General features: G+C 63.7%; 17 protein-coding genes. 13 read left to right on the forward strand and 4 right to left on the reverse strand.

From position 1 onward, the window contains the following. Positions 1–30: 30 nt before the first annotated feature. From sucD to lpdA, 6 genes are all read left to right on the forward strand, one after another. Complete coding sequence (sucD, locus tag NKG95_RS00355) at positions 31–933, forward strand: succinate--CoA ligase subunit alpha (protein WP_352481051.1); 903 nt, start codon at positions 31–33, stop codon at positions 931–933. Between the two features lie 124 nt (positions 934–1,057). Then, the gene (locus tag NKG95_RS00360; RefSeq protein ID WP_352717863.1) at positions 1,058–4,045 is read left to right on the forward strand and encodes a 2-oxoglutarate dehydrogenase E1 component; all 2,988 of its coding nucleotides are present in this window, start codon (positions 1,058–1,060) and stop codon (positions 4,043–4,045) included. A gap of 48 nt (positions 4,046–4,093) precedes the next feature. Next, a complete protein-coding gene (gene odhB, locus NKG95_RS00365; protein ID WP_352548534.1) occupies positions 4,094–5,395 on the forward strand; it encodes a 2-oxoglutarate dehydrogenase complex dihydrolipoyllysine-residue succinyltransferase in 1,302 nt (433 codons plus the stop codon). A gap of 23 nt (positions 5,396–5,418) precedes the next feature. Beyond that, positions 5,419–5,946: a hypothetical protein gene (locus NKG95_RS00370; RefSeq protein WP_352481048.1), complete on the forward strand. Its 528-nt coding sequence runs from the start codon at positions 5,419–5,421 to the stop codon at positions 5,944–5,946. Beyond that, on the forward strand, positions 5,943–6,692 hold the full coding sequence (locus NKG95_RS00375; protein WP_023722722.1) for an SDR family oxidoreductase: 750 nt from the start codon (positions 5,943–5,945) through the stop codon (positions 6,690–6,692). The genes NKG95_RS00370 and NKG95_RS00375 overlap by 4 nt, the downstream gene beginning before the upstream one ends. A 17-nt stretch (positions 6,693–6,709) precedes the next feature. Then, positions 6,710–8,116 (forward strand): dihydrolipoyl dehydrogenase, encoded by a 1,407-nt coding sequence (lpdA, locus tag NKG95_RS00380; protein WP_023722721.1) that lies wholly within the window; start codon positions 6,710–6,712, stop codon positions 8,114–8,116. A gap of 935 nt (positions 8,117–9,051) precedes the next feature. Here lpdA and NKG95_RS00385 read toward each other — a convergent pair. Beyond that, positions 9,052–10,119 carry a TraB/GumN family protein gene (locus NKG95_RS00385; RefSeq protein WP_353039614.1) on the reverse strand — a complete coding sequence of 356 codons (1,068 nt, stop codon included), beginning with the start codon at positions 10,117–10,119 and terminating at the stop codon, positions 9,052–9,054. A gap of 84 nt (positions 10,120–10,203) precedes the next feature. Further along, positions 10,204–11,142, reverse strand: a complete 939-nt coding sequence (locus NKG95_RS00390) for a tyrosine recombinase XerC (RefSeq protein ID WP_353039616.1) — start codon at positions 11,140–11,142, stop codon at positions 10,204–10,206. Positions 11,143–11,257: 115 nt separating this feature from the next. Between NKG95_RS00390 and rimM the strand changes: the two genes are divergently transcribed. Continuing rightward, a complete protein-coding gene (gene rimM, locus NKG95_RS00395) occupies positions 11,258–11,857 on the forward strand; it encodes a ribosome maturation factor RimM (RefSeq protein ID WP_352859611.1) in 600 nt (199 codons plus the stop codon). Further along, complete coding sequence (gene trmD, locus NKG95_RS00400; protein ID WP_352845356.1) at positions 11,854–12,552, forward strand: tRNA (guanosine(37)-N1)-methyltransferase TrmD; 699 nt, start codon at positions 11,854–11,856, stop codon at positions 12,550–12,552. The genes rimM and trmD overlap by 4 nt, the downstream gene beginning before the upstream one ends. Here the strand turns inward: trmD and NKG95_RS00405 are convergent. Next, positions 12,534–13,286 (reverse strand): sulfite exporter TauE/SafE family protein, encoded by a 753-nt coding sequence (locus NKG95_RS00405; protein WP_352481045.1) that lies wholly within the window; start codon positions 13,284–13,286, stop codon positions 12,534–12,536. The two genes, trmD and NKG95_RS00405, sit on opposite strands and share 19 nt — an antisense overlap. A gap of 367 nt (positions 13,287–13,653) precedes the next feature. Here NKG95_RS00405 and rplS point away from each other — a divergent pair, with 367 nt between their 5' ends. The 5 genes from rplS to leuC all read left to right on the forward strand — a co-directional run bounded on the left by rplS (position 13,654) and on the right by leuC (position 18,487). Beyond that, a complete protein-coding gene (gene rplS, locus NKG95_RS00410) occupies positions 13,654–14,193 on the forward strand; it encodes a 50S ribosomal protein L19 (protein ID WP_023722714.1) in 540 nt (179 codons plus the stop codon). A 257-nt stretch (positions 14,194–14,450) separates the two neighbouring features. Next, the gene (locus NKG95_RS00415) at positions 14,451–15,248 is read left to right on the forward strand and encodes a transporter substrate-binding domain-containing protein (RefSeq protein WP_352845355.1); all 798 of its coding nucleotides are present in this window, start codon (positions 14,451–14,453) and stop codon (positions 15,246–15,248) included. Between the two features lie 76 nt (positions 15,249–15,324). After that, positions 15,325–16,140, forward strand: coding sequence for an amino acid ABC transporter permease (locus tag NKG95_RS00420; protein ID WP_023722712.1), 816 nt, complete (start codon positions 15,325–15,327; stop codon positions 16,138–16,140). 51 nt (positions 16,141–16,191) lie between these two features. Then, complete coding sequence (locus tag NKG95_RS00425; protein WP_353039618.1) at positions 16,192–16,827, forward strand: class I SAM-dependent DNA methyltransferase; 636 nt, start codon at positions 16,192–16,194, stop codon at positions 16,825–16,827. A gap of 250 nt (positions 16,828–17,077) precedes the next feature. Then, on the forward strand, positions 17,078–18,487 hold the full coding sequence (gene leuC / locus NKG95_RS00430) for a 3-isopropylmalate dehydratase large subunit (protein ID WP_353039620.1): 1,410 nt from the start codon (positions 17,078–17,080) through the stop codon (positions 18,485–18,487). Positions 18,488–18,545: 58 nt separating this feature from the next. On the opposite strand, the gene NKG95_RS00435 is transcribed toward leuC, so the two are convergent. Beyond that, positions 18,546–18,857 carry a hypothetical protein gene (locus NKG95_RS00435; RefSeq protein ID WP_023722708.1) on the reverse strand — a complete coding sequence of 104 codons (312 nt, stop codon included), beginning with the start codon at positions 18,855–18,857 and terminating at the stop codon, positions 18,546–18,548. Positions 18,858–19,010 lie beyond the last annotated feature (153 nt).

Genomic DNA, 19,010 nt, shown 5'->3' on the forward strand with positions numbered 1-19,010 from the left:
CCCGATCAACGGTTTTTGAAAAGGACCACCATGTCCATTCTCGTCGACAAGAACACCAAGGTGCTGGTGCAGGGCCTGACCGGCAAGACCGGCACGTTCCACACCGAACAGGCGCTGGCCTATCACGGCACGAAAATGGTCGGCGGCATCCATCCCAAGAAGGGCGGCGAGATCTGGACCGGCGCCAAGGGCGAGGCACTGCCGATCTTCGCCACCGTAGCCGAAGGCAAGGCGAAGACCGGCGCCAACGCTTCGGTCGTCTACGTGCCGCCGGCGGGTGCCGCCGAAGCGATCCTGGAAGCGATCGAGGCCGAGATCCCGCTGATCGTCTGCATCACCGAGGGCATACCGGTGATGGACATGATCAAGGTCAAGGCGAGGCTCGACCGCTCGAAATCGCGGCTGATCGGGCCGAACTGCCCCGGCGTGCTGACCCCCGACCAATGCAAGATCGGTATCATGCCCGGCAACATCTTCCGCAAGGGCTCGGTCGGCGTTGTTTCGCGCTCGGGAACGCTTACCTATGAGGCGGTGTTCCAGACCACCAATGTCGGTCTCGGCCAGACCACCGCCGTCGGCATTGGCGGCGATCCGGTCAAAGGCACGGAGTTCATCGACGTGCTGGAGATGTTCCTTGCCGACGATGAGACCAAGTCGATCATCATGATCGGTGAGATCGGCGGCTCGGCCGAGGAAGACGCCGCGCAGTTCCTCAAGGATGAGGCAAAGCGTGGCCGCAGCAAGCCGATGGCGGGCTTCATCGCCGGGCGCACGGCGCCGGCGGGCCGCACCATGGGCCATGCGGGCGCGGTCATCTCGGGCGGCAAGGGCGGCGCGGAAGACAAGATCGCGGCGATGGAATCGGCCGGCATCAAGGTATCGCCGTCGCCAGCACGGCTCGGTACGACGCTGGTCGAGGCGATCAAAGGATAAGTGAGTAGCGAGTAGTGAATAGCGAATAGGAAAAACAGAGTAACGGCGCGAACCAGGGAAATCCCTACTCGCTACTCTCTATTCGCTCTGAAAAGGAGACGGAGCAGGCGCTCCGCGGAAAAAAATGGCAAGACAAGATCAGGCCAACGACCAGTTTTCGCTTACCTCTTTCCTCTATGGCGGCAATGCCGATTATATCGACGCGCTTTATGCCGCTTATGAGGACGATCCCGCGTCGGTCGATCCCGAATGGCAGGACTTTTTCGCGGCGCTGAAGGACGACGCCGGCGACGTGCGCAAGAATGCCAAGGGCGCCTCATGGGCCAAGCCCTCCTGGCCGATGCAGGCCAATGGCGAGCTTGTCTCGGCGCTGGACGGCAATTGGGGCCTGGTCGAAAAGCACATCGAAAAGAAGGTCAAGGACCGAGCGGCCGGCAACGGCGCAGCCCTTTCCGACGCCGACGTGCATCAGGCGACGCGCGATTCCGTCCGCGCCATCATGATGATCCGCGCCTTTCGCATGCGCGGCCATCTGCATGCCAATCTCGATCCGCTCGGCATTGCCAAGCCGCTCGAGGATTATAACGAGCTGTCGCCGGAGAATTACGGCTTCACCGAAGCCGATTACGACCGGCCGATCTTCCTCGACAATGTGCTCGGGCTGGAATTCGGCACCATCCGGCAGATGCTCGACATCCTGACCCGGACCTATTGCTCGACGCTCGGCGTCGAATTCATGCATATTTCCGATCCCGAGGAGAAGGCCTGGATCCAGGCGCGCATCGAGGGCGCCGACAAGGAGATCTCCTTCACCGCCACCGGCAAGAAGGCGATCCTGCAAAAGCTGGTCGAGGCCGAAGGCTTCGAGCAGTTCATCGACGTCAAGTACAAGGGAACCAAGCGCTTCGGCCTCGATGGCGGCGAGTCGCTGATCCCGGCGCTGGAGCAGATCGTCAAGCGCGGCGGCCAGCTCGGCATGAAGGAGATCGTGCTCGGCATGGCGCATCGCGGCCGGCTGAACGTGTTGTCGCAGGTGATGGCCAAGCCGCACCGCGCCATTTTCCACGAGTTCAAGGGCGGCTCGGCCGCGCCCGACGAGGTCGAAGGCTCGGGCGACGTGAAGTACCATCTCGGTGCCTCATCCGACCGCGAGTTCGACGGCAACAAGGTGCATCTGTCGCTGACCGCCAACCCATCGCATCTGGAAATCGTCGATCCGGTGGTGATGGGCAAGGCGCGCGCCAAGCAGGATTATCTGTTTGGCCGCAGCCGCGAGGAGATCGTGCCGCTGGAAGAGCGCGCCAAGGTGCTGCCGCTGCTGCTGCATGGCGATGCCGCTTTTGCCGGCCAGGGCGTGATTGCCGAAATCCTTGGCTTGTCCGGCCTGCGCGGCCACCGCGTCGCCGGCACGCTGCATTTCATCATCAACAACCAGATCGGCTTCACCACCAACCCGCGCTTTTCGCGTTCGTCGCCCTATCCGTCCGACGTGGCCAAGATGATCGAGGCGCCGATCTTCCACGTCAATGGCGACGATCCGGAAGCCGTGGTCCATGCCACCAAGGTGGCGATCGAATTCCGCATGAAGTTCCACAAGCCTGTCGTGGTGGACATGTTCTGCTACCGCCGCTTCGGCCACAATGAGGGCGATGAGCCGGCCTTCACCCAGCCGATCATGTATCGCAAGATCCGCAACCAGAAGACGACCATGCAGATCTATGCCGACCGGCTGATCGCCGAAGGCCATATCAGCCAGGCCGAGCTCGAAAAGATGAAGGCCGACTGGCGGGCGCATCTCGAGCAGGAATTCGAGGTCGGCCAGCACTATAAGCCGAACAAGGCGGACTGGCTGGACGGCGCCTGGTCCGGCCTGCGCTCGGCCGACAACCAGGACGAACAGCGGCGCGGCAAGACCGCGGTACCGGTCAAGACGCTGAAGGAGATCGGCAAGAAGCTGACCGAGGTGCCGAAGGATTTCGAGGCACACAAGACGATCATCCGCTTCCTCGACAACCGCCGCCAGGCGATCGAATCGGGCGAAGGCATCGACTGGTCGACGGCCGAGGCGCTGGCCTTCGGCGCCATCCTGCTCGACGGCAATCCGATCCGGCTGTCCGGACAGGATTCGGAGCGCGGCACCTTCTCGCAGCGCCATTCCGTGCTCTACGACCAGCGCGACGAGACCCGCTACATCCCACTCAACAATCTGTCGGCGGCGCAGGCCGGGTTCGAGGTCATCAACTCGATGCTGTCGGAAGAGGCCGTGCTCGGCTTTGAATATGGCTACTCGCTGGCTGAGCCGAAGGCGCTGACGCTGTGGGAAGCGCAGTTCGGCGACTTCGCCAATGGCGCCCAGGTGGTATTCGACCAGTTCATCTCGTCGGGCGAGCGCAAGTGGCTCAGAATGTCGGGCCTCGTCTGCCTGCTGCCGCACGGCTATGAAGGCCAGGGGCCGGAGCATTCGTCGGCCCGGCTCGAGCGCTTCCTGCAGCTTTGCGCGGAAGACAACATGCAGGTCGCCAACGTCACGACGCCGGCCAACTACTTCCACATCTTGCGCCGGCAATTGAAGCGGGACTTCCGCAAGCCGCTGATCCTGATGACGCCGAAGTCGCTGCTGCGCCACAAGCGGGCGGTGTCGACGCTGCCGGAAATGTCGGGCGAAAGCGCCTTTCACCGGCTGTTGTGGGACGACGCCCAGCTGCTGTCGGGCCAGGCCATCAAGCTCACCAAGGATTCGAAGATCCGCCGTGTCGTGCTCTGTTCGGGCAAGGTCTATTACGACCTCTACGAAGAGCGCGAGAAGCGCGGCATCAACGACATCTACCTGCTGCGCGTCGAGCAGCTCTATCCGTTCCCGGCCAAGGCGCTGATCACCGAACTGTCGCGCTTCCGCAATGCCGAGATGGTGTGGTGCCAGGAGGAGCCCAAGAACATGGGCGCCTGGTCGTTCATCGATCCGTATCTCGAATGGGTGCTGGCGCATATCGACGCCAAGCACCAGCGGGTGCGCTATACCGGCCGGCCGGCCGCCGCCTCGCCGGCGACCGGATTGATGTCGAAGCATCTCGCCCAGCTTGCCGCCTTGCTCGACGACGCGCTTGGTGAATAGAACAGAACTGGGCGGATAAAACAGAACCGAAAGAAACGGACAGGCACAATGGCAACCGAAATCCGCGTCCCGACACTTGGTGAATCCGTCACCGAGGCGACCATCGGCAAATGGTTCAAGAAGGTCGGCGACGCGATCGCCGCCGATGAGCCGCTGGTCGAACTCGAAACCGACAAGGTGACGGTGGAAGTGCCGGCCGCCGCCGCGGGCACGCTCAGCGAGATCGCCGTCAAGGAAGGCGAGACGGTTGGCGTCGGGGCGCTGCTCGGCACGATTTCGGCAGGCGCCGGCGCGGCAGCCAATGCTGCCGCCGCTCCGGCAGCGAAGCCGGACGCGGTGTCGCAGGCCTCGGCTCCGACCGCGGCCTCGAGCGTCCAGCAGGCCGCGGCCGAGACGGCCAAGATCGCCGGCGACGCCGGCGCGATTGAGACACGCACAATGCCGCCGGCGCCGTCGGCGGCAAAGCTGCTGGCCGAGCACAATCTTGCGGTCGACCAGGTCTCGGGCTCGGGCAAGCGCGGCCAGGTGCTGAAAGGCGACGTGCTCGACCTGATCGCCAGGGGCGCGCCGTCGCAGCCGGCCGAAATGCCAAAGGCAGCACCTGTGCCGGCACCTGTCGCCGCGCGCGCGCCGTCCTCGGCCGACGATGCGTCGCGCGAGGAGCGCGTGCGCATGACCAAGCTGCGCCAGACCATCGCGCGCCGCCTCAAGGAAGCGCAATCGACCGCCGCGATGCTGACCACCTTCAACGAGGTCGACATGAGCGCGGTGATGGCGCTGAGGAGCAAATACAAGGACGTGTTCGAGAAGAAGCACGGCGTGAAGCTCGGCTTCATGGGTTTCTTCACCAAGGCCGTCACCCATGCGCTGAAGGAGATCCCGTCCGTCAACGCCGAGATCGACGGCACCGACATCATCTTCAAGAACTACGCCCATATCGGCGTCGCCGTTGGTACCGAAAAAGGCCTTGTCGTGCCGGTCGTGCGCAATGCCGACCAGATGTCCATCGCCGAAATCGAGAAGGACATCGGCAGGCTCGGGCTTGCGGCGCGCGACGGCAAGCTATCGGTTGCGGATATGCAAGGCGGCACGTTTACGATTTCCAACGGTGGCGTTTACGGGTCGCTGATGTCGACGCCGATCCTCAATGCGCCGCAGTCGGGCATTTTGGGCATGCACAAGATCCAGGAGCGGCCGGTGGTGGTCGGCGGCCAGATCGTCATCCGGCCGATGATGTATCTGGCGCTGTCCTACGATCACCGCATCGTCGACGGCAAGGAAGCGGTGACGTTCCTGGTGCGGGTCAAGGAAAGCCTGGAGGATCCCGAGCGGCTGGTGCTCGACCTCTAGGGGCGGCCCGAATGAGCCGGAGAATGGATCTGCGCCACCGGATTGGTTCCTCTCGTTTCCGGTCCGGTTTGTTTGTCACGATCTCCGCACTCGGCGTGCAGACGGTCTCCGCTGCGCTTGCCGCCTGCCCGCTCGAACTGGCCGTCTACGGCGACACTGAAAACGCAGCCGAGATCGATTTCAGGCCAACCGGCGAATCGGCCGCCGTCACCAACAGTTTCAAGATGGTGCTCGACAAGGGCGTCGTTCTCGACGGAATCGTCATGTGGACGGAGGGCGTGGCGCGGCCGCATGGCTCACTGATGTACAAATGCCCGGCCGGCGACGTCACCGGCGACGAGCTCGCCGCCTGCACTGTGTGGGAGGGGGTCATCTATACGGCCGACGACCAGGGCAATATCGCGTTGCTGCCGGGCGAAGGAAAGGATGCGCCGAAGAAGCTGATCCTGCCCGATCTGGGGGCGTCGTTGCAGATGTCGGCGGCCTATGGCGCCAACGGCTTTTCCAAGGTGCCCTGGGACGTCTTTGCCCTGAAAGGATGTCAGGAATGAGCGGAAAAATCCTGCTGGTGACCGGCGGCAGCCGCGGCATTGGCGCCGCTACATGCAGGCTTGCCGCCGAGGCCGGCTACCGCGTTGCGGTCAATTACGCGTCGAATGCAAAAGCGGCCGAAACGGTGGTCGCCGACATCGAGGCCGGCGGCGGAGAAGCCTTTGCCCTCAAGGCCGATGTCGGCAGCGAGACGGATGTGCTGGCCATGTTCGAGGCGGTCGAAGACCGCTTCGGCGGGCTTGATGCGCTGGTCAACAATGCCGGTGTCGTCGACAGCCTGTCACGGGTCGACGAGATGTCGTTCGCGCGGCTCGAGCGCATGATGCGGATCAATGTGATTGGGCCGATGCTTTGCGCACGCGAAGCGGTGAAGCGCATGTCGACCAGAAATGGCGGCAAGGGCGGCGCCATCGTCAATTTGTCTTCGATCGCGGCAAGGCTTGGCGGGGCAGGTCAATATATCGACTACGCAGCCTCCAAGAACGCGATCAACGCCTTCACTGTCGGCCTGGCGCGGGAAGTGGCCGAGGAAGGCGTCCGTGTCAACGCGGTCAGCCCGGGCATCATCGACACGGAAATTCATGCCTCCGGCGGGCAGCCGGATCGCGCCGAGAAAATGGGCCGGGTGGTGCCGATGCAGCGCGCAGGCACTGCCGAGGAAGTCGCGGCCGCAATTCTCTGGCTGCTGTCGGACGAGGCCTCCTATACGACAGGCGCCAATCTGGAAGTCGGCGGCGGCCGCTAAAGCAAAGGGACAGTATCATGGCCTATGACGTCGTTATCATCGGATCGGGACCGGGCGGCTATGTCTGCGCCATCAAGGCGGCACAGCTCGGCCTGAAGACGGCGGTGGTCGAAAAGAACCCGACCTTCGGCGGTACCTGCCTCAACATCGGCTGCATCCCGTCAAAGGCACTGCTGCATGCGTCCGAGATGTTTGCCGAGGCCGGCCATTCCTTCGACGCGCTCGGCGTCGAGATCGGCGCGCCCAAGCTCAATCTCGGCAAGATGATGGCACACAAGGATGCGACGGTGACGGCCAACGTCAATGGCGTCGCCTTCCTGTTCAAGAAGAACAAGATCGACAGTTTTCGTGGCACCGGCAAAGTAGTTGCGGCTGGCAAGGTGTCGGTGACCTCCGATGACGGCAAGGTCGAGGAGATTGAGACCAAGAACATCGTCATCGCCACCGGCTCCGACGTCGCCGGCATTCCCGGTGTCAAGGTCGATTTCGACGAGAAGGTGATCGTGTCGTCGACCGGCGCGCTGTCGCTGGACAAGGTGCCGGGCCATCTGGTGGTGGTCGGCGGCGGCGTCATCGGGCTGGAACTCGGCTCGGTATGGGCGCGGCTCGGCGCCAAGGTCACCGTGGTCGAGTTCCTCGACACCATCCTGGGCGGCATGGATGGCGAGGTCTCCAAGCAGTTCCAGCGCCTGCTGTCGAAGCAGGGCTTTGAGTTCAGGCTGGGCGCCAAGGTGACCGGCGTCGCCAAGGCCAAGAAGGGAGCGACGGTCACCTTCGAGCCAGTCAAAGGCGGGGCGGCCGAGACGATCGAGGCCGACGCCGTGCTGATCGCGACGGGACGACGGGCCTATTCGGACGCTCTCGGGCTTAAGGAGGCAGGCGTCGACGTCGACGAGCGCGGCTGGGTCAAGACCGACGGCCATCTCAGGACCAAAGTCCCCGGTATCTACGCCATCGGCGATGTCATCGCCGGCCCGATGCTCGCCCACAAGGCCGAGGACGAGGGCGTGGCGGTGGCCGAAACCATTGCCGGCCAGGCCGGGCATGTGAACTATGACGTGATTCCGAGCGTCGTCTACACCACGCCGGAAATCGCTTCGGTCGGCAAGACCGAAGAAGAATTGAAGAAGGCCGGCGTCGACTACAAGGCGGGAAAATTCCCGTTCAGCGCCAATGGCCGGGCGCGCGCCATGCTGCACACCGACGGCTTTGTGAAAATCCTGGCCGACAAGGCCAGCGACCGCGTGCTCGGCGTCCACATCGTCGGCTTCGGCGCCGGCGAGATGATCCACGAGGCGGCGGTGCTGATGGAATTTGGCGGCTCGTCGGAAGACCTAGCCCGCACCTGTCACGCCCATCCGACAATGTCGGAGGCGGTCAAGGAGGCGGCACTGGCGACGTTCTTCAAGCCCATCCATATCTGAGCAAACGCGGTGAATCGCAAAGCTTAGAGATTGGCTGAAACAGCCGCGATTCGTCATCCCAGGGCGGAGCAGGAGCGGAGCGATGTCGCGGAGACCCTGGGATCCATGCCGTTACCTAAGCGGCAGTGTTCCGGCGAACCAGAATCGAGTGCCTCTTCCATCGGCTGGTAACCGGTGATTCTGCACCACTGCATTCTTCGGCGGATGTCACGGCATGGATCCCAGGGTCTGCGCTCCGCTTTGCGTTCGCTCCGCCCTGGGATGACGAAGCCATCGACGGCTGTTCCCAAAAACAAAACGGCCCGCCTTTCAGCGGGCCGTTCATATATTAAGTCGGCAGTCTGATTACTGAGGGGCCGGTGCTGGTGCCGGGGCCGGGGCCGGGGCTGGCGCGGGTGCAGGTTCTGCCGGAGCGGGAGCCGGAGCGGGTGTTGCCGGAGCTGGCGCAGGAGCCGGTTCGGCTGGCTTCATCGGCTCGGCAGGTGCTGGAGCCGGAGCCGGTGTGCTGGCTGCGGGCGGTTCGGCAGGCGCAGGTGCCTCGCTACGTCTTCCAAAAACATAATAGGCGACAATTGCCAGGATAACGACGACCAGGGCAATCAGCCAGCCGCTGCCGCCGCCGCGTGGCCGTGCGGTACCCGGTGAGGTGAATGGGTCGTTCGGATTGGGTGTGTTCGCCATAAAAGTGTCCTCCGTGGATGAAAAACATCAAGTAATAGCCATCAACGTACAATCGTTGAATCGGTTTCACATTAGGCGTTGAAAACGCCGAAAACAGGGCAATTCTGATCCGGAATCGCTTGCAGGCATGCATTTTCACCGCAAAATGGGTTCGATCGAGCCAAACCGAACCTTTTTCAGTTTCTTGGCACGAAGCGCGGGTGGTCCGCCGTCGCGCCACGGCAATGATTCGGTGTGCAACTCCGCCGTGTTGTTCAGTTGACGGCGGTCACCGTATAGCCAGTCTTGCGGAAACCCTCGACCAAGCCTTGCTCGCCGGGAAGGTGCATGGCGCCGACCGCCATGAAGACATTGCCGTTGGCGAGGATCGGCGCTGCCCGATCGACCATCACCTTGTTGCGGCTGGTGATCATGGTCTGCTCGAATTCGGCGTAACCCGATTGGTCGTCGACCTGTTCGGGGATGACGGCCCGAAACAGCGGTACGTACATGCCAGTGTCGCCACGCCGGTAAAGCACGATCATGGTTTCGTTGACGTCGTTCACCTTGTCGCCAAGCTTCAGCGTATCGACCAGCCCCTTCAGGTGAAAGGCGATCGGCAGCGAAGCCATGGCGCGCAGCTGGTCGGCGATTGTCTCCAGCCCCTCGACTGATTTGCCCGAAGCCTCGGCGTCCTTGGCAAGCTTGACGTCGAGCACCGGCGCGCCGCCAGCCTGGCGGGCGACTTCGCATGCAGGCAGCGCCACCATCGCCGACAGCAACCAGGGCTTCATCTTGGCGACGGTCGCTGGCGGGATGCCACGCGCATCGAGCGCCTTGTTGACCACCGCCGCATCCTGCGGCGACAGCAGCGACGAAAGCGTCGTCTTGTCGGTGAACATCATCAGATCCGGCTCTTTCAGCAGTGCGGCCATCATCTTCTGCTTGTCGAGCACTTCGGTGGTCTCGATGATGACGGTGCCAGCCGCATCGAATGCCTTCTGCGCGGCGGGCGGCAGCGTGGTGACGCGCGGGTCGGTAACGTGCATGGTGCCGAACAGGAAAGACGGTTTTTCGCCTGATTTTTCGAGCTTCCACAGCAAGCCCTTGCCGTTCGGCGTCACTGCCGCGTCCGCCTCGATCTTGCGGTAGGTGGCCGGGTCGTCCTTTTGCAGCGCGCCCAGCATATCGGTACCGGCGCAGACCGGGATCTCGGCGCGTGCTTTGCCTGCGGCGAGCAGCGCGATGATGAGGAAGGAGAGGAAAAACAGGGCGTTGAGCGCGACAAGCAGCTTCAGCGACACATGGGTCGCGCGGTCGGCGATGGCGATGAGGCGTTTCATGCTGCGGTTCTAGGCGCAAAAAGCGGCAAAACGGTTAATCGGCGCATCAAAATTGTTGCGAGATGGCCACCAATCAAGCATCCATCACGCACGCGGATGAGCTGCTTCGTAAATCTCGAGCAGCCTGGCGGTGTCGACACCGGTGTATATCTGGGTTGTCGACAGGCTGGCGTGGCCGAGCAACTCCTGGATGGTGCGCAGGTCGCCGCCGCGCCCAAGCAGATGCGTTGCAAAGGAATGGCGCAGCGCATGCGGCGTCGCCGTGTCGGGCAGGTTGAGCGCCGAGCGCAGCTTGGCCATGTCGCGCTGAACGATTGCCGGGTTCAGCGGGCCGCCGCGGGCACCGCGAAACAGCAGGCCCTTGGGATCGAGATGATAGGGACACAAGCGGCGGTATTCGGCAATCGCCCGCAGCGCCACCGGCAGCACCGGCACCAACCGCGTCTTGCCGCCCTTGCCGGTGACGCGCAGCACGGTCTCACCAGGCGAGGACAGATCGGCGCCCGACAGGCCGAGCGCCTCGGAAATGCGCAAGCCGGACCCATAGAGCAGGGTCAGCACGGCGGCGTTGCGCGCGGCGATCCACGGCTCCTCCGCCAGTTGGCCTTCCACCGAGACGACGTGTTTTGCATCGCTTGCGGTCAGCGGCTTGGGCAGCGATTTCGGCTGTCGCGGCGCGCGCAGGGCTGCCGCACCTGCCGCATTGGCGAGGCCGCGCCGTTCCAGGAAACGCAGCAGCGAGCGGATGCCGGCTAGGCCGCGCCCGAGCGTGCGGGCGCCGGCGCCCTCGGTACGGCGGGCAGCGAGAAAGCCGCGCAGATCGGCGGGGCGCAGATCGGCGATGTCGGAAATGCCGGGCGAGCCGCCGCAATGGCCGGTCAGGAAATGCAGCAACTGGCGCGTGTCGCGCTCATAGGCCTCGACGGTTTCGGGCGACAGCCGGCGTTCGCGCGCCAGCATCTTCAGCCACGCCTCGCGCGCCGCCTGAAGATCGGGTTTTGCCGGTATGAGGAATTCCCGCATTGCGCTCTTCCAATTCCCAACCATCTTCCGGCACTCGGGTTAGGAAGCGGTGAAGAGCGGCATCATTGAAATGACGACGGGCTGGGGCTAGAGCAAGGCAAAGGATTTTCCGCAGATGAGCAAGCCGCAAAACCCCGTCCAGATGGCCGTGATCGGTGCCGCGCACGGCATCAAGGGCGAATTGCGCGTCAAGAGCTTTACCGGCGACCCGCTGGCGCTGGCCGATTACGGTCCGCTCTACGCCAGGGATGGCCGCGCCTTCCAGATCGTCGATATCAGGCCTGCCAACACCGTGGTGGTGGTGCGGTTCAAGGGCGTCAGCGATCGCAATGCCGCCGAGGCGCTTGCCGGCACCGAGTTGTTCGTCGACCGTTCAGTGTTGCCGGATGAGGGCGAAGAGGATGAATTCTACCATGCCGACCTCGTCGGGCTGGAGGTCAAGGATGACACTGGTGCGGTCATCGGAAAGGTCGTCGCCGTGCATAATTTCGGCGGCGGCGACATTCTCGACGTGACGCTTGCCGAGCGCAAAGGCGTGCTCATCCCGTTCACGCAGGCCGCCGTTCCGGAAGTGTCGATCGCCGGCGGCTTTGTCCGCATCGATCCGGCCGCCGCAGGGTTGGTCGAGAACGAGGACGGCGAGCCTGCCGGTGACGACGGTTTCGACCCCAAGGGCAGGCCGCGCGGGCCGAGGGACGCCGGAGGCAACCGGTGAGTTTTTCGGCTTCGGTGCTGACGCTCTATCCCGAGATGTTTCCCGGCGCGCTCGGCCTGTCGCTGGCCGGGCGCGCGCTCGAGACCCGCATTTGGTCGCTCGAAACGATCCAGATCCGCGACTTTGCCCGCGATCGTCACCGGACCGTGGACGACACGCCGGCCGGCGGCGGCGCCGGCATGGTGATGCGGGCAGACGTGCTGGCCAGCGCCATCGACCATGCCTCGCCGCCGGGCGATCCACGTCCGCGCCTGCTGATGAGCCCGCGCGGCAAGCCGCTGAACCAAGCACGCGTGCGCGAGCTCGCCGCCGGGCCGGGTGCGGTGATCGTCTGCGGCCGCTTCGAAGGCGTCGACCAGCGGGTCATCGAATCGCGAGGCCTCGAGGAAGTCTCGATCGGCGACTTCATCCTGTCCGGCGGCGAGCCGGCGGCACTTGTGCTGTTAGACGCCGTGGTGCGGCTGCTGCCCGGCGTCATGGGCAATGCGGTGTCGGGCGACGAAGAGAGCTTTGAGAACGGCCTGCTCGAACATCCGCACTACACGCGGCCGCAGGAGTTCGAGGGCCGGCCGATCCCGGAGGTGCTTACTTCGGGCAATCACAAGAAGATCGCCGCCTGGCGGCGGGCCGAGGCGGAAAAGCTGACGAAAGAGCGAAGGCCGGATCTTTTGGCCGCTCAGCCCTTGTCGAAATAGTAAAACGCCAGGAACAGGCCGACCGCGATGACGAAGCCGCGCACCGCGTTCTGTGGCACGCGCCTGGCGATCCAGACGCCGGCATAGCCGCCCAGCGCGCCGCCTGGGATCATGATGATCGCCTGCAGCCAGGCGATGACGCCGCCGGAGACAAAGACCAGGATGGCGACCGCAGCTATGACAACGGCCAGCATGTTCTTCAGTGCGTTCAGCCGGTGATAGTCGCCGGACTGGGTGAGGCCGAGCGTCGCCAGCATCATGACGCCCATGCCGGCGCCGAAGAAGCCGCCATAGACGGCGGTGGCGAACTGCGCCAGCGATCCGACCAGCGAACCCACCGCGGCCTCATGCTCCGGCTTGGGCGCCGGCTTCAGCCATGGCCCGGCAGCGAACAACGCCGTCGCCGCCAGCAGCAGCCACGGCACCAAGGCGCGGAACGCCGGGTTGTCGAGCCCTAGAAGGATGAGCGCGCCAGACAGCGCACCGAAAGCCGAAATGAGGCTGAGCAGCAGTGCGCCGCGCCAGAAATGCTTGATGTCGTGCCAATAGGCGAGCGTCGAGGTGATGTAGCCAGGAAATTGCGTCACCGACGATGTCGCATTGGCGACGATCGGCGGCAGGCCGGCCAGGGTCATGGCGCCAAAGGTTATGAACGTGCCGCCGCCGGCAACTGCGTTGACCGCGCCTGATAGAAAGCCGGCGAGAAAGAGCAGGACCGCGTCCAAGATTGGCATGAGGGGTGTCGTCGCTGGAGGAAAATGCTTATCTTCCGGCTTAGAAAGCTTGACGCGCGGGCGCAACCCCCTGGACCACAAGCGATCATGGGATTGCCACAGCGGGCGCCAGTCAAAAGAAGCAGCGCCAAAAAAGAAACAGCGAAGGCGTGACAAAGCGCCGAAATAGCTGTATGTGCGCGCCGAACCGGAAGAAAATCTGCCAAGAGCGATCTTCTGGCCCGTCAACAATGACGGTGTAGTCGCCCCTGCCCGATGTTCTCGAACAGACGTTCTCGAACGAAGGGCATAGCCGAGCGGTCGATGCGACTGCAAGGCGAGTGTCGGACGCTCTGACTGTCGGAAGAACAAGAAGTGGATTTATGAGATGGATATCCTCCGTCAGCTCGAGGCCGAGCAGGCCGCCAAGATCGAAGCCAAGCGCAAGCTTCCCGAATTCCAGCCCGGCGACACCGTGCGCGTCCAGGTCCGCGTGACCGAAGGCACCCGCACCCGTGTCCAGGCCTATGAGGGCGTCGTCATCGCCCGCGCCGGCGCCGGTTTCCAGGAGAGCTTCACCGTTCGCAAGATCTCCTACGGCGAAGGCGTGGAGCGTGTGTTCCCGGTCTATTCGCCGATGGTCGAGGGCGTCGAGATCGTGCGCCGCGGCAAGGTGCGTCGCGCCAAGCTGTATTACCTGCGCGATCGTCGCGGCAAATCTGCCCGTATTTCGGAAAACACCGGCGTGCGCGCCCGCAAGCTGAACGACGAAGAGCGCGATGCGCTGAACGCCGAGAAGGCGCGCATCGAGGCCGAGAAGGTGGCCGCCGCCCAGGCGCTGGCCGCCGAGAAGGCAGCGCAGGACGCCGCCGAGAAGAAGGCCGCCGACGAGGCAGCCAAGGCCGCGGAAACAGCTGCCGCCGAATAAGGCGTCTTCAAAACCCATGTTTTCGGAAAGGCGGCTTCGGCCGCCTTTTTGTTCGCGAGGTGGATTCGATTTTGCCAGTCCCGCAATCGATACGGATCGTTCCGTAATGCCGTCGTTGAAAGCATCGGAAATCCATTTTCGTGCCGAGCGGCGCATCGGAGCGGCTTGCAAGGCGCCTGCGGAAAGCTAAAGTCGGCGCCGGATTTTCCTGCATGCCTCGGCCGATCGAGGCGGTTCAGTTCCTGGGGAGCATAGTCATGATCAATTCGAAACTGCTGCTGGCCGGCCTGCTGGCTTGCCTTCTTGTGCCTGTCGCGGCTATGGCGCAGGCGTTGCCCGACCTCGGCGGCAAGAAAGTGGTGGTGGTGACGGAAAACGCCTATCCGCCGCTGCAGTTCATCGATGCCAAGACCGGCAAGCAGATCGGCTGGGAATATGACGCGATGAACGAGATCGCCAAGCGGCTGAATTTCAAGGTCGAGTACCAGAATACTTCCTGGGACGCGATGATCCAGGCGGTTTCCGACAACCAGTACAACATTGGCATGACCGGCATCACCATCAAGGACGACCGCAAGCAGAAGGTCGATTTCTCCGACCCGTATATGCGCTCGGAACAGTTCATGCTGGTGCGCGGCGACGAGAAGCGCTTCAGCGATGCCAAGACGTTCGCTGCCTTCAAGGACGGGCTGATCGGCGCGCAGGCCGGTACCACGCCGTTCTACACCGCGGTCTACAGCGTCCTCGACGGCAATGAACAGAATCCGCGCATCAAGCTGTTCGAGACATTCGGCGCGACGGTGCAGGCGCTGAAGTCCGGCGACGTAGACGTCGTGCTCACCGACGGCACTGCCGGCAAGGGCTATGTCGATGCGTCCAATGGCGGCCTTAAGCTGATCGGCGGCCCACTCGGCACCGAGGATTTCGGCTTCATTTTCCCCAAGGGCTCCGACCTGGTGAAGCCGGTCAACGCGGCAATCGCCGCGCTCAAGGCCGACGGCACGCTCGACGCGCTCAACAAGAAGTGGTTCCTCGACTACAAGATGGGGCAGTAGGACTTTTGTCGCGGGTGCCCGGTGATGCGCGGGAACTCGTGCTGACTCTGGGCGACTCTGTCACCGGTATTGCTTGATGCCGCCGGCGCCCCCAGCCTCCGCCAAATCCGACTTCCCGTGGTGGCTTGCCGTGGCCGTGACGATCGCCTTGGCCGCCGCCATCTTCATCGCCGCCAGCGACCTCTATGCCCAGGTGTTCGCGACCGTCGCCAAGGGCATCGGCGTCACCATCTTCGTCACCGTGGTCGCCTTCACGCTGGCTTGCGCCATCGGGCTTGGCGTGGCGCTGATGGGGCTGTCGGGCTCACGCTGGCTCAGCCAGATCGCCCGCTTCTACGTCGAGATCATCCGCGGCGTGCCGATCCTGGTGCTGTTGTTCTGGATCGCCTTTGCTGGCGCGCCGGCCTTCGTCGCGGCATGGAACGCGCTGACGGCGCCGCTGCAAAGCGCCGGCCTGTTCGGTGAGCTGCTGGTACGCGACGTGTCGCTGCTATGGCGCGCCATCATGGCGCTGACCATCGGCTATTCCGCTTTCATCTCGGAGGTCTTCCGCGCCGGCATCCAGGCGGTCGAGAAGGGTCAGATCGAGGCGGCGAAGGCGCTCGGGCTGACGCGCACGCAGCGCTTCCGGCTGATCGTCTTTCCGCAGGCGATCCGCACCATCCTGCCGCCGCTCGGCAATGATTTCGTCGCCATGGTCAAGGATTCCTCGCTGGTCTCGGTGCTCGGCGTCGCCGACATCACCCAGATGGGCAAGATTTACGCCGCCGGTTCGTTCCGCTTCTTCGAAACCTATTCGATCGTCGCCTATATCTATCTCATCCTGACCGTCGGTCTGTCGCTGGCGTTGCGGGCGCTGGAGAAGCGGCTGCGGCACCAGCATGGGGAATAGAAGGCAGGCGAAAACGGCGCTACCATCGAACGAATGCGACCGGGGAGAACCATGATCATCCACAAAGCCAATGCGGCGCTGGAAGCGGTCTACACGGCCGACACGCCTGAGGCGCTCGCCAAGGCCTATGCGCAATGGGCTGCGACCTATGACGGCGAAACCGCGGCGCTCGGCTATCTCCTGCCGTTCCTGATCGCCGCCTGGGTGACGCGCCACGTGCCGTCAGGCGAAGGGCCGCTGCTGGACGCCGGCTGCGGCACCGGCCTGTCGGGGCCGTCGCTCAAGGCGCTCGGCTACCACGACATTGCCGGGCTCGACCTGTCGGAGGACATGCTGAAAATCGCCGGCAGCCGGCAGGCCTACAGCGAGCTGAAACAGGCGATGCTCGGCGGGCCATTGCCCTGGGCGGACGGGTATTTTCGCGCCTTCTTCTCGACCGGCGTGTTCACCATCAGCCACGCGCCGGCGTCCGGCCTGCGTGAACTGGTACGCATCACCAGGAAGGGCGGCCACGCCATCTTCACCGTCCGTGACCAGGTATTTGAAAGCGGCGGGTTTCAAGCCGTGTTTGACGAACTGGAGCAGGCGAAAAAATGGCGGCCGGTCGAGGAGAGCCCATGGTTCCGCTGCTATGCGATCGCCGAGCCCGACGCGCTGGTGAAGACGTTTGTGTTCGAGGTGCTGTGAAGCGCCTGCGAAGGCCGCCACGATTGCTGAAAAGCCAAAACATTGATAAGAGCAGCGCCATGGAAGAGCTTTTTGGCGATCCGGCCTATAAGGGTTTCGTGCTGCAGGACAGAAAACGCCTGCCGTCGCGATTTTCGGCGCGCGTCTGCGGGGCGCTGACCAGCCGACTTAGCTAAGGCAGACTCGCCAGGCTGTTTCGCCGGGCCGACCGGCGTCCTTTTCCTTTTTTTAAATCGACGGATTTACGCAAATGAGCGCACCGCGCACCCTCTACGACAAGATTTTCGACGACCATGTGGTCGACCGCCAGGACGACGGCACCTGCCTGCTCTACATCGACCGCCACCTCGTCCACGAAGTCACCAGCCCGCAGGCTTTCGAAGGCCTGCGCATGACCGGCCGCAAGGTTCGGCATCCGGAAAAGACGCTGGCCGTGGTCGATCACAATGTGTCGACCTCGCCGGAACGCAAGTTTGGAATCAAGAACGAGGAAAGCCGCATCCAGGTCGAGGCGCTGGCCAAAAACGCCAAGGATTTCGGTATCGAATACTATTCCGAGAAGGACATCCGCCAGGGCATCGTCCACATCATCGGGCCGGAGCAAGGCTTTACGCTGCCCGGCATGACCATCGTCTGCGGCGACAGCCACACCTCGACGCATGGCGCGTTCGGCGCGCTGGCGCATGGCATCGGCACCTCGGAAGTCGAGCATGTGCTGGCGACGCAGACGCTGATCCAGCGCAAGGCCAAGAACATGCTGGTGCGTGTCGACGGCGCGCTGCCGGAAGGCGTCACCGCCAAGGACATCATCCTTGCCATCATCGGCGAAATCGGCACGGCCGGCGGCACCGGCTATGTCATCGAATATGCCGGCGAAGCGATCCGTGCGCTGTCGATGGAAGGCCGCATGACGATCTGCAACATGTCGATCGAAGCCGGCGCCCGCGCCGGCCTGATCGCGCCCGACGAGACCACCTTCGCCTATGTCAAGGACAAGCCGCGCGCCCCCAAGGGCGAAGCCTGGGATGCCGCGCTCGCCTATTGGAAGACGCTGCAGTCCGACGAAGGCGCGCATTTCGACAAGGTGGTCGTGCTCGACGCGGCAAAGCTGCCGCCGATCGTCTCCTGGGGCTCCTCGCCCGAGGACGTCGTTTCGGTCCAGGGCAGCGTGCCGAACCCGGACGACATCACTGATGAGAACAAGCGCACCTCCAAGCAACGCGCGCTCGACTATATGGGCCTGACGCCGGGCACCAAGATCACCGATATCGAACTCGATCGCGTCTTCATCGGCTCCTGCACCAATGGCCGCATCGAGGATCTGCGCGCCGCCGCCAAGGTGATCGAGGGCAAAAAGGTCAATCCGCGGGTCAGTGCGATGATCGTGCCGGGCTCCGGCCTGGTCAAGGAACAGGCCGAGGCCGAAGGTCTCGACAAGATCTTTGTCGCCGCCGGTTTCGACTGGCGCGAGCCGGGCTGCTCGATGTGCCTTGCCATGAACGACGACCGGCTGAAGCCGCATGAGCGCTGCGCCTCGACCTCGAACCGCAATTTCGAGGGCCGCCAAGGCTTCAAGGGCCGCACCCATCTGGTGTCGCCGGCAATGGCGGCAGCAGCAGCGATCGCCGGCCATTTCGTCGATATCCGCGAGTGGAAATAGCGCAGGGCACGCAGTCGGATATGAGTTGCCCGAGCCGCAGTGCGGTTCGGGCATTTCTTCAGCTGGGGCGCCTGACGAATTCGTGGAATCCCTCACGGCGGCCGGGTTGGTCCTTTGCGACGACCAGCGCCAGTTGGCGCTCGTCGAAGAGCTTGAACCATTCGTCCCATTCGACCAGTTCATAGCCGCCGGCATTGATCGGGCGTTCGGCCTCGTCCTGATCCTGGTAGGCGTGCTGGCCGAAGACCAGCCTCAGCATGGCCTGGGTTCCGGCTTCAGGCGACACGTCGACGATCGCCGGAAAGCCGGCGCGCGCCGCGGCCCATGAGCGAATTGCATCGTGATCGGTCAGCATGATCGTGTCGGCCATCAGAGCGTCTCCTGGTTGCCGTCGTGAAACGCCGCCCGCCGTTCCCGGTTCCGTCCAGCAGCTTCACCGATGCATCCGTCGTATATTCGCCTTCGCTTAACCGCTTGTTTGGGCTTCCGCTCTAAGGTCTCCTCAGGGGAAGCGAGGGGAACT

Origin of the sequence: Mesorhizobium sp. M1423 (assembly GCF_040317575.1) — a bacterium.
Lineage (GTDB): Bacteria > Pseudomonadota > Alphaproteobacteria > Rhizobiales > Rhizobiaceae > Mesorhizobium.

Coding starts and splice junctions, on each gene's coding strand:
- NKG95_RS00405 (WP_352481045.1), bottom strand. CDS start 13,286: ATGCCAATCTTGGACGCGGTCCTGCTCTTTCTCGCCGGCTTTCTATCA.
- NKG95_RS00370 (WP_352481048.1), top strand. CDS start 5,419: ATGGATCTGCGCCACCGGATTGGTTCCTCTCGTTTCCGGTCCGGTTTG.
- NKG95_RS00415 (WP_352845355.1), top strand. CDS start 14,451: ATGATCAATTCGAAACTGCTGCTGGCCGGCCTGCTGGCTTGCCTTCTT.
- NKG95_RS00435 (WP_023722708.1), bottom strand. CDS start 18,857: ATGGCCGACACGATCATGCTGACCGATCACGATGCAATTCGCTCATGG.
- NKG95_RS00425 (WP_353039618.1), top strand. CDS start 16,192: ATGATCATCCACAAAGCCAATGCGGCGCTGGAAGCGGTCTACACGGCC.
- sucD (WP_352481051.1), top strand. CDS start 31: ATGTCCATTCTCGTCGACAAGAACACCAAGGTGCTGGTGCAGGGCCTG.
- rimM (WP_352859611.1), top strand. CDS start 11,258: ATGAGCAAGCCGCAAAACCCCGTCCAGATGGCCGTGATCGGTGCCGCG.
- NKG95_RS00375 (WP_023722722.1), top strand. CDS start 5,943: ATGAGCGGAAAAATCCTGCTGGTGACCGGCGGCAGCCGCGGCATTGGC.
- NKG95_RS00390 (WP_353039616.1), bottom strand. CDS start 11,142: ATGCGGGAATTCCTCATACCGGCAAAACCCGATCTTCAGGCGGCGCGC.
- lpdA (WP_023722721.1), top strand. CDS start 6,710: ATGGCCTATGACGTCGTTATCATCGGATCGGGACCGGGCGGCTATGTC.
- odhB (WP_352548534.1), top strand. CDS start 4,094: ATGGCAACCGAAATCCGCGTCCCGACACTTGGTGAATCCGTCACCGAG.
- NKG95_RS00420 (WP_023722712.1), top strand. CDS start 15,325: ATGCCGCCGGCGCCCCCAGCCTCCGCCAAATCCGACTTCCCGTGGTGG.
- NKG95_RS00385 (WP_353039614.1), bottom strand. CDS start 10,119: ATGAAACGCCTCATCGCCATCGCCGACCGCGCGACCCATGTGTCGCTG.
- NKG95_RS00360 (WP_352717863.1), top strand. CDS start 1,058: ATGGCAAGACAAGATCAGGCCAACGACCAGTTTTCGCTTACCTCTTTC.
- leuC (WP_353039620.1), top strand. CDS start 17,078: ATGAGCGCACCGCGCACCCTCTACGACAAGATTTTCGACGACCATGTG.
- rplS (WP_023722714.1), top strand. CDS start 13,654: ATGGATATCCTCCGTCAGCTCGAGGCCGAGCAGGCCGCCAAGATCGAA.